Source organism: Streptomyces sp. NPDC098781 (assembly GCF_044759995.1).
Taxonomy (GTDB): domain Bacteria; phylum Actinomycetota; class Actinomycetes; order Streptomycetales; family Streptomycetaceae; genus Streptomyces.
In genome coordinates this window covers 524,056-537,979 of record NZ_JBIWAK010000004.1, presented here as the reverse complement: position 1 = coordinate 537,979, position 13,924 = coordinate 524,056, and the positions used below count along the sequence as shown (strand labels likewise).

Genomic DNA, 13,924 nt, shown 5'->3' with positions numbered 1-13,924 from the left:
TGCGCCACCCCAAGGCGGCTACTCCTGAGGCCGCTTGAGCCGTGCCACGCTGCGTTGTCCCGGGGGGTGACCCCCGGACCCCCAGCCGACCGCAGCCGCACGGCGTTTCACTCCTGAGGCCGCTTGAGCCGAGCCACGAACTTGTAGCGGTCGCCCCGGTACACCGACCGCACCCACTCCACCGGCTGCCCGTCCCGGTCGCGCGAGTGCCGGGAGAGCATCAGCATCGGCAGGCCCACGTCGGTGCCGAGCAGGCCGGCCTCGCGCGGGGTGGCCAGGGAGGTCTCGATGGTCTCCTCGGCCTCGGCGAGATGGACGTCGTAGACCTCGGCGAGCGCGGTGTAGAGGGAGGTGTACTTCACCAGGCTGCGGCGCAGTGCCGGGAAGCGCTTCGCGCTGAGGTGGGTCGTCTCGATGGCCATCGGCTCACCGTTCGCCATGCGCAGCCGCTCGATGCGCAGCACCCGGCCGCCGGCGGTGATGTCGAGCAGGTCGGCGAGGCGGTCGTCCGCGGTGATGTAGCCGATGTCGAGGAGCTGGGAGGTCGGCTCCAGGCCCTGGGCGCGCATGTCCTCGGTGTACGAGGTGAGCTGGAGCGCCTGGGAGACCTTCGGCTTGGCGACGAACGTGCCCTTGCCCTGGATCCGCTCCAGCCGCCCCTCGACGACCAGTTCCTGGAGCGCCTGACGCACGGTCGTGCGGGAGGTGTCGAACTCGGCGGCCAGCGTCCGCTCGGGCGGTACCGGGGTGCCCGGGGCCTGGGTCTCCGTCATGTCCAGGAGGTGCTTCTTCAGGCGGTAGTACTTGGGCACGCGGGCGGTACGGACGGTCGCGCCGTTCTCGTTCTCCGCACTGCTGACGTCGGTGCTCATGCTTCGCCTTCCCGGCTCCGGATGCGGGTCACATCGTGATCCCTTCTGTATACCGTCGCCTCCACTTTTGGTCTAGTCCATACAGCCAAGTGGTCTAGCGGACGAGAGTACTCCGGTGGCCGTCTTTTCGCTGGCTTCTTACTTAAAGGTTCCTTCATATGTCGGTCCCATAACGGCTGGTCAGGGCCGTTTTCGAGACCCTTGACAGGGCTTTTGGTCTGGTCCAAGCTCCCCGTACTGGTCTACACCATTGGTCCAGGTCCCGGCCCAACGCTCGTGCGGGGAGGCAGGGGGGTTTGTGGCATCCCTGAGGAGGGTGGCGTGAAGCGCAAGCTGATATCCGCGATCGGTGTCGCGGGCATGATGATCTCCCTGGCGGCGTGCGGGGGCGACAACGGCGACGGCGGGGACAAGGCCGGAGCGGACGGTTACGCGGGCGAGACCCTCACGGTGTGGGTGATGGACGGCTCCTCCCCGGACCAGTGGCAGAAGGACGTCCAGGCCGCCTTCGAGAAGAAGACCAAGGCCAAGGTCAAGTTCGAGATCCAGCAGTGGAACGGCATCCAGCAGAAGCTGACCACCGCCCTGTCGGAGGAGAACCCGCCGGACGTCTTCGAGATCGGCAACACCCAGACCCCGGCCTACGCCAAGACCGGTGGTCTCGCCGACCTCGCCGACCTCAAGACCGAGATCGGCACCGACTGGGCCGAGTCCCTAAACGAGTCCTCCATCTACGACGGCAAGCAGTACGCCGCCCCGTGGTACTTCGCCAACCGCGTCGTCCTCTACAACAAGAAGGTCTGGGCCGAGGCGGGCATCAAGGACACCCCCAAGACCCGCGACGAGTTCTACGCCGACCTCAAGCAGATCGGCGAGAAGACCGACGCGGAGCCCCTCTACCTGCCGGGCCAGAACTGGTACCACTTCGTCGGCCTGACCATCGGTGAGGGCGCCGAGCTGGTGAAGAAGGACGGCGACAAGTACGTCTCCAACCTGGACGACCCCAAGGTCGCCGCCGCCATGGAGACGTACAAGAAGTTCCAGGCGCTGTCCAAGGCGCCCAAGGACAAGGACGAGGCCACCCCGCAGCAGGCCGAGGTGTTCGCCAAGGGCAACGTCGGCGCCTTCATCGGCATGGGCTGGGAGGCCGGTACGGCGATCGCGGCCAACAAGAAGATCGAGTCGGACATCGGCTACTTCACCATCCCGGGTGCCACGGCCGACAAGCCCGAGGGCGTCTTCCTCGGCGGCTCCAACCTCGCGGTCGCCGCGGGCAGCAAGAAGCAGGAGCTCGCCAAGGAGTTCCTGAAGATCGCGCTGTCCGACCAGTACGAGGGCGAGCTCGCCAAGCAGAACGGCGTCATCCCGAACAAGGAAGCGCTCCAGTCCAACCTCAAGGGCAACGCGGTCGCCGAGGCCGCGGCGCCGGCCGCCGCGGGCGGTGGCACCACGCCGCTGATCCCGGAGTGGGCGGCCGTGGAGAACGCGCCCAACCCGGTCAAGACGTACATGACCGCCGTGCTGAACGGTAAGTCGCCGGCCGAGGCCGCCGCGCAGGTCGAGGAGGAGTTCAACAAGCGTCTGGCGCAGCAGCAGTAAGGACACGGGGTGCGGGGGCCGGCTGTCAGGTGGCCCCCGCACCCACGTTCAGGCAGGTCGAGAAGAGAGATCGCGAGCATGACCGTGCAGACCGAACGGCCGCCCTCCGGTCCGGTGGACGCAGTCGGGAAAGCCGAGAGCGGATCCGCCGGGCCACCGCCCCGAGCCGCGTCACGCGTCGGCGCGCTCACCCCGTACCTGTTGCTGCTGCCGGCCTGCGCGGCCACCGTGCTGCTGCTCGGCTGGCCGCTGCTGAAGGACGTGCTGCTGTCGTTCCAGAACCTCAACATGGCGCAGCTGATCCAGCACGTCACCGAGTGGAACGGCATCGAGAACTACAAGGAGGTCCTCAGCGGCGAGGACTTCTGGCGCGTGACGCTGCGCTCGATCCTGTTCACGGCGGTCAACGTCGCCCTGATCATGGTCCTGGGCACCCTGGTCGGCCTGCTCCTCGCCCGCCTCGGCAACCGGATGCGGGTCATGCTGCTGCTCGGGCTGGTGCTGGCCTGGGCGATGCCCGTGGTCGCCGCGAGCACCGTGTACCAGTGGCTGTTCGCACAGCGCTTCGGCGTCGTCAACTGGGTCCTGGACAAACTGGGCTGGCACTCCATGGCCGACTACAGCTGGACCAGCAGCCAGATGTCGACGTTCTTCGTGGTGACGCTCCTGATCGTCTGGATGTCGATCCCGTTCGTCGCGATCAACCTCTACGCGGCCACGACCACCATCCCCGGCGAGCTCTACGAGGCCGCGGCGCTGGACGGCGCGGGCGCCTGGAAGAGCTTCACCACGGTGACCCTGCCGTTCCTGCGGCCCTTCCTCTACGCGACGACCTTCCTGGAGATCATCTGGGTCTTCAAGGCGTTCGTGCAGGTCTTCACCATCAACGGCGGCGGTCCCGACCGGCTCACCGAGATCCTGCCCGTCTACGCCTACATCGAGGGCGTCGGCAACCAGCACTACGGCATGGGTGCCGCGATCGCCGTCCTGACCATCCTGATCCTGCTCGGCCTGACCGCGTACTACCTGAGGATCGTGCTCAAGCAAGAGGAGGACGAGCTGTGAAGCGCTCGCTCTTCGGCCGCCTGTGGCCCAACGTCACGGCCGTCGTTCTGTTCATCGGCTTCGTCTTCCCCGTGTACTGGATGTTCTCCACGGCCTTCAAGCCGACCGGCGACATCATCTCCGAGGACCCGGTGTGGTTCCCGACCGACTTCACCTTCGCCCACTTCGAGCGGGCGACCGGCGTCGACCACTTCTGGACGTACGTCTCCAACTCGCTGATCGTCACGCTCTGCGCGGTCGGCCTCGCCCTGGTCATCGCGCTGCTCGGCTCCTTCGCCCTCGCCCGGATGCGGTTCAAGGGGCGGCGCGGGTTCATCATCGGCTTCATGATGGCCCAGATGGCGCCCTGGGAAGTCATGATCATCGCGATGTACATGATCGTGCGGGACGCGTCGCTGCTGAACAGCCTCCTGCCGCTGACGGTCTTCTACATGATGATGATCCTGCCCTTCACCATCCTGACCCTGCGCGGCTTCGTCGCGGCGGTGCCCCGGGACCTGGAGGAGGCCGCGATGGTTGACGGCTGCACCCGCGCCCAGGCGTTCCGCAAGGTCATCCTGCCGCTGCTGGCACCGGGTCTGATGTCCACGTCCCTGTTCGGCTTCATCACCGCATGGAATGAATTCCCCCTGGTCCTGGTGCTGAACAAGGAGGCGGAGGCCCAGACCCTGCCACTGTGGCTGTCCAGCTTCCAGACCGCCTTCGGCAACGACTGGGGCGCGACGATGGCCGCGTCCTCCCTCTTCGCCATCCCGATCCTGATCCTCTTCGTCTTCCTACAGCGCAAGGCTGTCAGCGGCCTGACGGCCGGCGCCGTGAAGGGATAACGCCACCCGATGACAACATTCGCCAGTGGTACGGACACCCTCACGCGCGACGCGCTGACGGTCCTCCAGCCCGGTTTCACCGGCACCACCGCCCCCGACTGGCTGCTGCGCCGGCTCGGCGAGGGCCTCGCCTCCGTCGGCCTGTTCGGCCGCAACATCGCCTCGCCCGAGCAACTGGCCACGCTGACGGCGCAGTTGCGCGCCGAGCGCGACGACGTCCTGGTCGCGATCGACGAGGAGGGGGGTGATGTGACGAGACTGGAGGTGCGGTCCGGCTCCAGCTTCCCCGGCAACCACGCCCTGGGCGCGGTGGACGACGTGGAACTGACCAGGGAGGTGGCCGCCGAGCTGGGGCGCCGTCTGGCCGCCTGCGGGGTGAACCTCAACTGGGCCCCGTCGGCGGACGTGAACTCCAACCCCGCGAACCCCGTCATCGGCGTACGTTCCTTCGGCGCCGACACCGCCCTGGTGGCCCGCCACACCGCCGCCTACGTCACGGGCCTTCAGTCGGCCGGCGTCGCGGCCTGCACGAAGCACTTCCCGGGCCACGGTGACACCGCGGTCGACTCCCACCACGCGCTCCCACGCATCGACGCGTCCTCGGACGTGCTGTCGGACCGCGAACTCTCCCCGTTCCGCGCGGCGATCGTCGCCGGCACGCGAGCCGTGATGAGCGCGCACATCCTCGTCCCCGCGCTCGACCCGGACCACCCGGCGACCCTCTCCCGCCCGGTCCTGACGGACCTCCTGCGCGGCGAGCTCGGCTACACCGGCCTGATCGTCACCGACGGCATGGAGATGCAGGCCATCGCCGCCACCTACGGCATCGAACGCGGCAGCGTCCTCGCCATCGCGGCCGGCGCCGACGCGATCTGCGTGGGCGGCGGACTCGCCGACGACGAGACGGTACGGCGCCTGCGCGACGCCCTGGTCGCCGCGGTCCGCTCGGGCGAACTCCCCGAGGCCCGACTGGCGGAGGCGGCGGAACGAGTACGGGAACTCGCCCACTGGACGGCGACGGCGGCCGTCCCCGCGGCCGACGGCACGGGCCGGACGGACATCGGCCTCGTCGCCGCGCGCCGCGCCCTGAAGCGGACTTCCGCCTCGCCCTTCACCCCGCTCACCGAACCTCCTTACGTCGCCGCCTTCACCCCGGTCGCCAACATCGCCGTCGGTGAGGAGACCCCGTGGGGCGTGGCGGCGGAGCTGGCCCGACTGCTCCCCGGCACGGAGACCGGCAGCTACTCGGGTCCGGGCGATCAGGCGGCCCTAACGGCCCTGGAAGCGGCCGGCGACCGCCGCGTGGTGGCCGTGGTCCGCGACGAACACCGCCACCCCTGGATGGCGACGGCCCTGGACACCCTGCTGGAGTCCCGCCCCGACACGATCGTCGTCGAGATGGGCGTCCCCCAGGCGTCCCCCCGAGGCGCCCTGCACATCGCGACCTACGGCGCGGCCCGAGTGTGCGGACGGGCGGCGGCGGAGGTCATCGCGGGGGTGTGAGCGGGGTGTGAGCGGGGGTGTGAGCCGGGGGTGTGAGCGGCGATGCAGGTGCCGCTCACGCTCACTCTGGCATCGTCGTGCGGTCGGTCCAACAGGAGGCGGGCGGGTGCCCCCGTCGAGACGGGGCACCCGCACCGCAGCCGAGCCGAAGACCGCTCAGATCCCTTGCCAGTCCGGCTTGTTGGCGTACGTGTGCCGGAAGTAGTCGGCCAGCTTCAGCTTCGACGCGGCGGCCTCGTCGACCACGACCGTGGCATGCGGGTGCAGTTGCAGTGCCGAGGCCGGGCAGACCGCCGCGACCGGGCCCTCGACGGTCGCCGCGACCGCGTCCGCCTTGCCCTCGCCGGTGGCCAGCAGCACCAGGTGCCGCGCCTCCAGGATCGTGCCGATGCCCTGGGTGATGACGTGATGCGGCACCTGCTCGATGTCCCCGTCGAAGAACCGCGCGTTGTCGACACGGGTCTGCTCGGTCAGGGTCTTGATCCGGGTCCGCGAAGCCAGCGACGAGCAGGGCTCGTTGAACCCGATGTGCCCGTCGGTACCGATCCCGAGCAATTGCAGGTCGACACCCCCGGCGGCGGCCAGCGCCGCGTCATACGCCTCGCACGCGCCCTGCACGTCCTCGGCCGTCCCGTCCGGCCCCATGAACGCGTCCATCCCGAGCCCGAGCGGCTCCAGCACCTCGCGCCGCAGCACCGAACGGTAGGACTCCGGGTGCTCGGCGGGGAGATCCACGTACTCGTCGAGCTGCGCGATCCGCGCCCGTGAGGCGTCCACGGCACCGGAGCGCACCTTGGCCGCGAGCGCCGCGTAGATGGGCAGTGGCGTCGACCCGGTGGCCACGCCGAGCACGGCGTCGGGCTTGCGCCCGAGCAGCTGGGCCATGGCCTCGGCTATCAGCTCGCCACCCGCCTTGGCGTCCGGAACGATGACAACTTCCACGCTGGGCCTGCCGATCTGAAGAGGGACTCGAAGGGCACCCTGAAGGGGCATGTGGTTTAGACCAATCTAACAGAGCAGGGCTCCGCGGCCCAGGTGAACGAAAGCCCCGCGGACATTTCCGGAGCCCGTCGGGCAGGCGTCATTCCCCATGGGGGAGTGGAATGGAGACTGTCGGTCCGAACGGTCCGTCACTGTCCGTACGCGGCGACCGCGACCCGGGCGCCACACCCGGCACGACGAGCGCGATAGACGGCGAAAGGCGCCGCACCCGCACGACAAGCGCGAGAGCAGGAAGGGCCTCATGACCACCGCGACCCCGTACCCTCCCGACCCCCAGGCTCCGCGCAACGAGCTCCCCGGCCGGATCATGGCCCGCGAGATGGCCGAACAACCCGCCGTCCTGCGCCGGATCCTGTCCCAGGGCGCCCCCGCCATCCGTGAGGTCGCCCAGCAGATCGCCGCCCGCGCCCCGCGCTTCGTCCTGCTCACCGCCCGCGGCACCTCCGACAACGCCGCGCTCTACGCCAAGTACCTCCTGGAGATCCGCCTCGGCCTGCCCTGCGGTCTGACCTCGATGTCGACGACCACGGCGTACGGCGCCCGCCCCGACCTGACGGACGTCCTCGTCATCACCGTCAGCCAGTCCGGCGGCTCACCCGACCTGGTCGCCTCCACACGGGCCGCCCGCGAGGCCGGTGCGATCACCCTCGCGGTGACCAACAACCCCGACTCCCCGCTGGCCGGCGTCTCCGAGTACCACGTCGACATCATGGCGGGACCCGAGCGCGCCCTGCCCGCGACCAAGACCTACACTGCCTCCCTCCTCGCGCTGTACCTCTTCGTCGAAGGCCTGCGCGGCGGCAACGGCACCGCCGCCAAGGTGCTCCCGGACCTGGCCGAGCGACTGCTCGCCCGGCAGGACGAGGTCCGCTCGCTCGCCGCCCGCTACCGGTTCGCCGAACGCATGGTCATCACCTCCCGCGGCTACGGCTATCCCACGGCCAAGGAAGCCGCCCTCAAGCTGATGGAGACCAGCTACATCCCGGCGCTCGCGTACTCCGGCGCCGACCTCCTGCACGGCCCGCTCGCCATGGTCGACAACGTCTCCCCGGTCATCGCGGTCGTCACCGACGGCAAGGGCGGCGAGGCTCTCCGGCCCGTCCTCGACCGACTCCGCGGCCGTGGCGCCGACCTGGTCGTCATCGGTCCCCGGTCCCACGTCGAACGGGCCTCGGCCGGCTTCGTCCTGCCCACCGAGGAGGTGGCCGAGGAACTCCAGCCGATCCTGGAGATCCTCCCGCTCCAACTGCTGGCCTACGAGGTCACCATCGCCCGCGGCCAGGACCCGGACTCGCCCCGGGCTCTGGCGAAGGTGACGGAGACGCGGTAGGCGGGGGTAGTCGGTCGGCTCGTTGAGGGCGTGAGGGCGTGAGGGCGTGAGGGCGTGAGGGCGTCAGGTTGCAGGGCGAAGAGACCACACGGCCCACAGCCCATCCGCACGCTCCATCACGCCCACCCCCCTCACGTAAGCGAACCCCCCGTCGCATCCACCCAGCTCCCCGTCACCCACCGCCCCGCGTCGGACGCCAGGAACGCCACCACGTCGGCGACGTCGGCCGGCTCGCCCACTCTCCCGAGCGCCGATATCGCGGCGGCCTCGGCCCACCCGCCCTCGGTTCCGTGGAGCAGGTCGGCCGTGTTGTCGGTGTCGATGATCCCGGGCGCCACCGAGTTCACCGTGATCCCCCGTGATCCCAGCACCTTGGAGAGGTCCCGGGAGAAGACGTCCAGCGCGCCCTTCGTCATGGCGTACGCCATGTTGTTCGGGAACACCGCGGTCCGGGCGAGTCCCGACGAGATGTTGATGACGCGCCCACCGTCGCGCAGGCGGTGCAGGCCCCGGCGGACGATGAAGAAGGGCGCCCGGACGTTCACCGCGAAGAGCTCGTCGTAGTCCCGCTCCTCGATCTCCTCGATCGGCCGGGAGTTACCGATCGCGGCATTGTTGACGAGGATGTCCAGTCCGTCCGCGTGCCGGTCGAACTCCTCCCACAACGCGTCGGCGCCCTCCGGCAGCCCCAGCTCGGTCCCGATCGTGAACGCCGAGCCGCCCGCCGCCTCGATCGAGGCCACCGTCTCCTTCGCCGCCGCCTCGTTCCTGCCGTAGTGCACCCCGACCCGGGCTCCGTCTCGCCCCAGCCGCTCGGCGATCCCGCGCCCGATCCCCCTGCTCGCCCCCGTGACCAGAGCCGTCCTGCCCGTAAGCGCACCCATGACCGGCACCCCCTTCGCATTTCTCTAGCGGTCGCTACAAAAAAGACCGTAGATCACGCCGCCGACTTTTGTCTAGCGTCCGCTATAAAATGCACTCCATGGTGAGCAGCAAGGCGAGCGAGGAGACAGGGGCGAAGGCCCGTCCGGCGTCCAGACCCCGTGGCCGCCCCCGCTCCTTCGACCGCGAGACCGCTCTGGAGAAGGCGATCCTCGCCTTCTGGGAGCACGGCTATGAGGCGACCTCCGTCTCCGATCTGACGCGCGTCATGGACATCGGCGCCCCGAGCCTGTACGCCGCGTTCGGCGACAAGCAGTCCCTGTTCGAGGAGGTCGTCCGCGAGTACGGCGTGCGGTACGGCTCCTTCGCCGATCGCGCCCTCGCCGAGGAGCCCACCGCCCACGCCGCCGTGACGCGCATGCTGCGCGAGGCCGCCGCGGAGTACACCGACCCGTCGCATCCCTACGGCTGCCTGGTCGTCCACGCGGCGACCAACTGCTCGACGCCGGAGGTCGAGGGCTCGCTGCGGGGGCGGCGCAATGCCAATATCGCGGCCATACGGAGCCGTATCGAGGCGGACGTCGTCACCGGAACGCTCCCCGCCGGCACCGACGCCGCCGCTCTCGCCCGGCACGCCGGCGCGATGATCCAGGGCATGTCACAGCAGGCGCGCGACGGGGCGAGCCGGGAGGAGCTGGAGGCACTCGCGGAAATTGCCATGGCGATCTGGCCCCGCACATGAACCCACACGGGTTAGGCTGCGTGGTGTATGCCGGGGCGTCCTATCGGTTCTCCAACTGGCGGGAAGCCCACGAGAGAAGCGTCAACAGCAAACACGCTCCAACGCATGGACACACGAGAGTGGTCTAGTCCACAATGCCAAAGAGTGCGTAGGCGAAGAACGCACCGACTTCCGTCTTCCCCGCACAGGAAGGCGGACCGAGGAACCGGAGCTCTCTGCCCTGACTGCCCCGGGTCCTCATCCTTCGGCCGACCGGGACCGCACACCCCACGGCCGATGTTGCTCCGGGCTGCGGTGCCGGGAGGGTTGAGGGTCCCTCTCAGGCGCCGCGGCCCGCGGGTGTTTTCGAGCCCGGTCTGCCTCCGAAGTGGCTGGTTTCCAACCATGTCCGTACCGCCAGGTACGCTCGGCCACGTGCCCTCCATGAACGAACTCGTACGCCAGCACACGGCCCTCGACGACTCCGACCTCGAGTGGCTCCACCTGCTGGTCTCGGAGTGGCAACTGCTCTCCGACCTCTCCTTCGCCGACCTCGTCCTGTGGGTCCCCACCAGCGACGGCACCCGCTATGTCTCCGTGGCGCAGATGCGGCCCAACACCGGCCCGACCTCGTACCAGGACGACATGGTCGGCCATCTCGTCCCGCGTGGCCGCCGCCCGATGCTGGACGCCGCGCTCGACGAGGGCCGGATCGTGCGCGAGGGCGACCCGGAGTGGCGCGAGGAGGTGCCGGTCCGCGTCGAGTCCATTCCGGTACGACGGGAGGGGCGCGTCCTGGGTGTCATCGCCAGGAACACCAACCTGCTGACCGTTCGCACCCCGAGCCGGCTTGAGCTGACCTATCTCCAAAGCGCCTCGGATCTGGCGCAGATGATCGCCGCCGGCTCGTTCCCGTTCGCCAACCAGCAGGTCGACATGGACGCCTCACCGCGCGTCGGCGACGGCCTGATCCGCCTCGACGCCGACGGCCTCGTCCAGTACGCCTCCCCGAACGCGCTCTCGGCCTACCACCGTCTCGGCCTCGCCTCCGACCTCGTCGGACATGAGCTGGGCAGGACCACCGCCGAACTCGCCCCGACCCACGGCCCGGTGGACGAGGCGCTCGCCAAGGTGGCCAGCGGCTGGGCGCCCCGCAACTTCGAGATCGAGGCCAACGACGGGGTCATCCAGTTCCGCGCGATCCCGCTCAAGCCCAAGGGCACCCGTATCGGTTCCCTCGTCCTGCTCCGTGACGTCACCGAACTGCGCCGCCGCGAGCAGGAGTTGATCACCAAGGACGCGACCATCCGGGAGATCCACCACCGGGTGAAGAACAACCTCCAGACGGTGGCGGCCCTGCTGCGCCTCCAGGCCCGGCGCATCGAGTCCGAACGTGGCCGCGAGGCACTGGAGGAGGCGGTACGGCGGGTCGGCTCGATCGCGATCGTGCACGAGACGCTCTCCCAGAACCTCGACGAGCGCGTGGAGTTCGACGAGATCGCCGACCGCGTGCTGGCCATGGTCGCCGAGATCGCGCCCGGCAAGGTCAACGGCCGGCGCACCGGCCGCTTCGGCATCCTGGACGCCGAGGTCGCCACGCCGCTGTCGATGGTCCTGACCGAGATTCTCCAGAACGCCCTGGAGCACGGATTCCGCGAGGGCGAGACCGGCACGGTCGAGGTGACGGCGGTCCGCGGCGGCACGACGAAACAGGCCCGCCTCCTGGTCACCGTCCAGGACGACGGCGTGGGCCTCCCCGACGGCTTCGACCCGCACACCGCGGGCAACCTCGGTCTCCAGATCGTACGGACGCTGGTGGAGGGGGAGTTGGGCGGTACGTTCGACATGGTCCCGGCGCCGGAGCGGGGGACCCGGGTGATCCTCGACGTGCCGGTGCGGGCGCCCAAGTAGGACACCCGGACTCTCGGGACGGCTCAGAACAGCGACGGTTGCTCAGAACAGCGACGGTTGCTCAGGACTTGTGACGGCTGCACAGGACTGTGACGGCTGCACAGGACTGTGACGGCAGCTCAGATCTGCGGCGCTGCCCAGGACAGCAAAGAGCCCCAGCCCGTTCAGGGGGCTGGGGCTCCACATGCTCGTTGCCAGCATTCGCTGCGCATCGGGGGGTACTGCGCGCTGCGGCTCGGGGGCGGGAGATGCGTACTCGCTGTACGCGCCGCCAAGCTCAGGCTGTTTTAGCGGGGCGGGTGTGTCAGGCGGAGGCCTGACGGGCCCGGTTGCGGGCGGCGCGGCGCTTCATGGCGCGGCGCTCGTCCTCGCTGAGACCACCCCAGACGCCGGAGTCCTGGCCGGACTCGAGCGCCCACTGCAGACACTGATCCATAACGGGGCAGCGACGGCAGACGGCCTTGGCTTCCTCGATCTGCAGCAGCGCAGGACCGGTGTTGCCGATGGGGAAGAAGAGCTCGGGGTCTTCCTCGCGGCAAACGGCGTTGTGACGCCAGTCCATGGCTGCTACCTCTCCTTGGTATTACGTGCTGATTGCTTGTGAATGTGAACGCTTTCACGAATCCCTCAACAAGTGAAGGGCCTAGCGCCAGTTCCCTGGCGTGGGTCCTGTGAGTTGAAGAGGGGTTCCGGTGATCTGAGGACGCCGGTGTTGCGGGCTGTCCCGACCGCCACGTAGAGACTCGCAAACCTCAGCGGCGGATACAACCCCTTCCGGAAAGTTTTTTTTGATTCCTCGGTGTCGACTAGGTCACAGCCGTACTTCCATGGGGTGGATGCTGGCCTAAACGTTCGAGTGAAAGGACTTTAGCCCGTTCCGCTCACACAATCACACGCAGTGCATGGCGTACGCCTGTGAACGTCACGCTTGTACGCAGCCCTAGGTGGTCGCCGTCCATCTGAAGGGGCAGCGGGACCTTCGAATGCAAGGTGAACTGGTCCAAGTCGTGCAGCGTGACCGCATGCCTGCCGCGGGCTCCGCGCTCGGGGGACGAAGTGAGCAACTGGGTTGCATACCGGGCAACCGAGACCGTGGACATCCGGCTGAGACCGAGTACGTCGAGGCCCGTATCGAACGAAGCCTTAGGGGCCGCGTACACCGGACGATTGCCCAGATACGTCCATGGAGCGGTGTTGCAGACTATGGACAGCACCAAATCGGTCACCGGGTCCTCGCCCTGACGCTCCAGCGTGATGGTGCCGTGCCGGCGGTTGGGCTCACCCAGGAACTGACGCAGGGCCTGGCGGAGGTAGAGAGCGTGTGTGGATTTCCGGCCGCGTTCGCGCTGCTGCTCCACCCGGCCCACCACACCCGCGTCGAAACCGAGTCCCGCGTTGAAGAGGAACCAGCGCGACGGGACCGCCTCGTCGTCCGAACCCGGGGTGCCTGAGGTCAGGCCGAGGCCGACCGTACGTTCGCTGCCGTCGCGCAGGGCGTCCAGGAGGGCGCCGGTCGCCTCGACGGGGTCGTTCGGCAGACCGAGGGCCCGGGCGAAGACATTGGTGGAACCGCCGGGGACCACGGCGAGGCCGGGCAGATGGCCGGGGTCGGGGCCGGCGTGCAGGAGGCCGTTGACCACCTCGTTGACGGTGCCGTCGCCGCCGAGGGCCACGACCAGGTCGATGTCGTCGCTCTCCGCCGCATGCCGACCGAGGTCGCGGGCGTGTCCGCGGTACTCGGTGGTGACCGCCTCCAGCTTCATCTCGCTGGCGAGCGCGTGGATCAGGACATCGCGCGTACGTGCGCTTGTGGTGGTTGCTGCCGGATTGACCACGAGAAGTGCACGCATGCGTTGCAGCGTACCTACTGGGGGGTACCGGGCACAGGTCGAGGTAGGGATCAAGTAAGAGAGGGGGCGTGAGTCTCGACACGGGGGCACTGCGTTGGCTTCGGCGGGGGGTACTTGTGCCGTCGGTTGATCGGGTGCTCGGCGTTGTGGTCGGCGTCTGCTGGGGGCTGCCGCCTCCAGGCCCCCGCTGTCGGCCCTGGACGGGCCTTGTCCTCAAACGCCGGACGGGCTGGGATGCCTGGACCGGGCTGAGCCTGACGGGCTGGGTTGCACGGACCGGCGTCTAGGCCGGCGCCGTGCCGTTGGCTGTTCGGGTGCTCGGCGTTGTGGTGGGCGCCCTGCTGGGGGCTGCCGCCCCCAGG

At 69.0% G+C, this 13,924-nt stretch carries 12 protein-coding genes; 7 read left to right on the top strand and 5 right to left on the bottom strand.

Features of this window, described 5'->3' with window-relative positions; translation table 11 throughout:
- Positions 1–107 precede the first annotated feature (107 nt).
- Positions 108–872 (bottom strand): GntR family transcriptional regulator, encoded by a 765-nt coding sequence (locus ACIQWG_RS19325; RefSeq protein ID WP_404096973.1) that lies wholly within the window; start codon positions 870–872, stop codon positions 108–110.
- Between the two features lie 321 nt (positions 873–1,193).
- Here ACIQWG_RS19325 and ACIQWG_RS19320 point away from each other — a divergent pair, with 321 nt between their 5' ends.
- The 4 genes from ACIQWG_RS19320 (at position 1,194) to ACIQWG_RS19305 (ending at position 5,866) form a co-directional block, all read left to right on the top strand.
- Positions 1,194–2,471 carry an extracellular solute-binding protein gene (locus ACIQWG_RS19320; protein WP_404096970.1) on the top strand — a complete coding sequence of 426 codons (1,278 nt, stop codon included), beginning with the start codon at positions 1,194–1,196 and terminating at the stop codon, positions 2,469–2,471.
- Between the two features lie 78 nt (positions 2,472–2,549).
- Positions 2,550–3,536, top strand: a complete 987-nt coding sequence (locus ACIQWG_RS19315) for a carbohydrate ABC transporter permease (RefSeq protein WP_404096967.1) — start codon at positions 2,550–2,552, stop codon at positions 3,534–3,536.
- Positions 3,533–4,363, top strand: coding sequence for a carbohydrate ABC transporter permease (locus ACIQWG_RS19310; protein WP_404096964.1), 831 nt, complete (start codon positions 3,533–3,535; stop codon positions 4,361–4,363). The genes ACIQWG_RS19315 and ACIQWG_RS19310 overlap by 4 nt, the downstream gene beginning before the upstream one ends.
- Positions 4,364–4,372: 9 nt before the next feature.
- Complete coding sequence (locus ACIQWG_RS19305) at positions 4,373–5,866, top strand: glycoside hydrolase family 3 protein (RefSeq protein WP_404096961.1); 1,494 nt, start codon at positions 4,373–4,375, stop codon at positions 5,864–5,866.
- 156 nt (positions 5,867–6,022) lie between these two features.
- Here ACIQWG_RS19305 and nagB read toward each other — a convergent pair whose 3' ends face one another.
- On the bottom strand, positions 6,023–6,808 hold the full coding sequence (gene nagB, locus ACIQWG_RS19300) for a glucosamine-6-phosphate deaminase (protein WP_404096958.1): 786 nt from the start codon (positions 6,806–6,808) through the stop codon (positions 6,023–6,025).
- A gap of 301 nt (positions 6,809–7,109) precedes the next feature.
- Here nagB and ACIQWG_RS19295 point away from each other — a divergent pair, with 301 nt between their 5' ends.
- A complete protein-coding gene (locus tag ACIQWG_RS19295; RefSeq protein WP_404096955.1) occupies positions 7,110–8,198 on the top strand; it encodes an SIS domain-containing protein in 1,089 nt (362 codons plus the stop codon).
- Positions 8,199–8,329: 131 nt separating this feature from the next.
- On the opposite strand, the gene ACIQWG_RS19290 is transcribed toward ACIQWG_RS19295, so the two are convergent.
- Positions 8,330–9,082, bottom strand: a complete 753-nt coding sequence (locus ACIQWG_RS19290; protein WP_404096952.1) for an SDR family oxidoreductase — start codon at positions 9,080–9,082, stop codon at positions 8,330–8,332.
- Positions 9,083–9,180: 98 nt separating this feature from the next.
- Between ACIQWG_RS19290 and ACIQWG_RS19285 the strand changes: the two genes are divergently transcribed.
- Both ACIQWG_RS19285 and ACIQWG_RS19280 read left to right on the top strand, forming a co-directional pair.
- Positions 9,181–9,822: a TetR/AcrR family transcriptional regulator gene (locus ACIQWG_RS19285; protein ID WP_404096949.1), complete on the top strand. Its 642-nt coding sequence runs from the start codon at positions 9,181–9,183 to the stop codon at positions 9,820–9,822.
- A 423-nt stretch (positions 9,823–10,245) separates the two neighbouring features.
- The gene (locus ACIQWG_RS19280; RefSeq protein WP_404097725.1) at positions 10,246–11,712 is read left to right on the top strand and encodes a sensor histidine kinase; all 1,467 of its coding nucleotides are present in this window, start codon (positions 10,246–10,248) and stop codon (positions 11,710–11,712) included.
- Positions 11,713–12,016: 304 nt separating this feature from the next.
- Here ACIQWG_RS19280 and ACIQWG_RS19275 read toward each other — a convergent pair whose 3' ends face one another.
- Positions 12,017–12,274: a WhiB family transcriptional regulator gene (locus ACIQWG_RS19275; RefSeq protein WP_006142322.1), complete on the bottom strand. Its 258-nt coding sequence runs from the start codon at positions 12,272–12,274 to the stop codon at positions 12,017–12,019.
- 319 nt (positions 12,275–12,593) lie between these two features.
- Entirely contained in the window at positions 12,594–13,562 is a 969-nt protein-coding gene (locus ACIQWG_RS19270; RefSeq protein WP_404096946.1) for a diacylglycerol/lipid kinase family protein, read from the bottom strand.
- Positions 13,563–13,924 lie beyond the last annotated feature (362 nt).

Bases quoted from the DNA above. Each gene is read 5' to 3' on its own strand.
- ACIQWG_RS19325 (WP_404096973.1), bottom strand. From the start codon at position 872: ATGAGCACCGACGTCAGCAGTGCGGAGAACGAGAACGGCGCGACCGTC.
- ACIQWG_RS19315 (WP_404096967.1), top strand. From the start codon at position 2,550: ATGACCGTGCAGACCGAACGGCCGCCCTCCGGTCCGGTGGACGCAGTC.
- ACIQWG_RS19305 (WP_404096961.1), top strand. From the start codon at position 4,373: ATGACAACATTCGCCAGTGGTACGGACACCCTCACGCGCGACGCGCTG.
- ACIQWG_RS19295 (WP_404096955.1), top strand. From the start codon at position 7,110: ATGACCACCGCGACCCCGTACCCTCCCGACCCCCAGGCTCCGCGCAAC.
- ACIQWG_RS19290 (WP_404096952.1), bottom strand. From the start codon at position 9,082: ATGGGTGCGCTTACGGGCAGGACGGCTCTGGTCACGGGGGCGAGCAGG.
- ACIQWG_RS19285 (WP_404096949.1), top strand. From the start codon at position 9,181: ATGGTGAGCAGCAAGGCGAGCGAGGAGACAGGGGCGAAGGCCCGTCCG.
- ACIQWG_RS19280 (WP_404097725.1), top strand. From the start codon at position 10,246: ATGAACGAACTCGTACGCCAGCACACGGCCCTCGACGACTCCGACCTC.
- ACIQWG_RS19275 (WP_006142322.1), bottom strand. From the start codon at position 12,274: ATGGACTGGCGTCACAACGCCGTTTGCCGCGAGGAAGACCCCGAGCTC.
- ACIQWG_RS19270 (WP_404096946.1), bottom strand. From the start codon at position 13,562: ATGCGTGCACTTCTCGTGGTCAATCCGGCAGCAACCACCACAAGCGCA.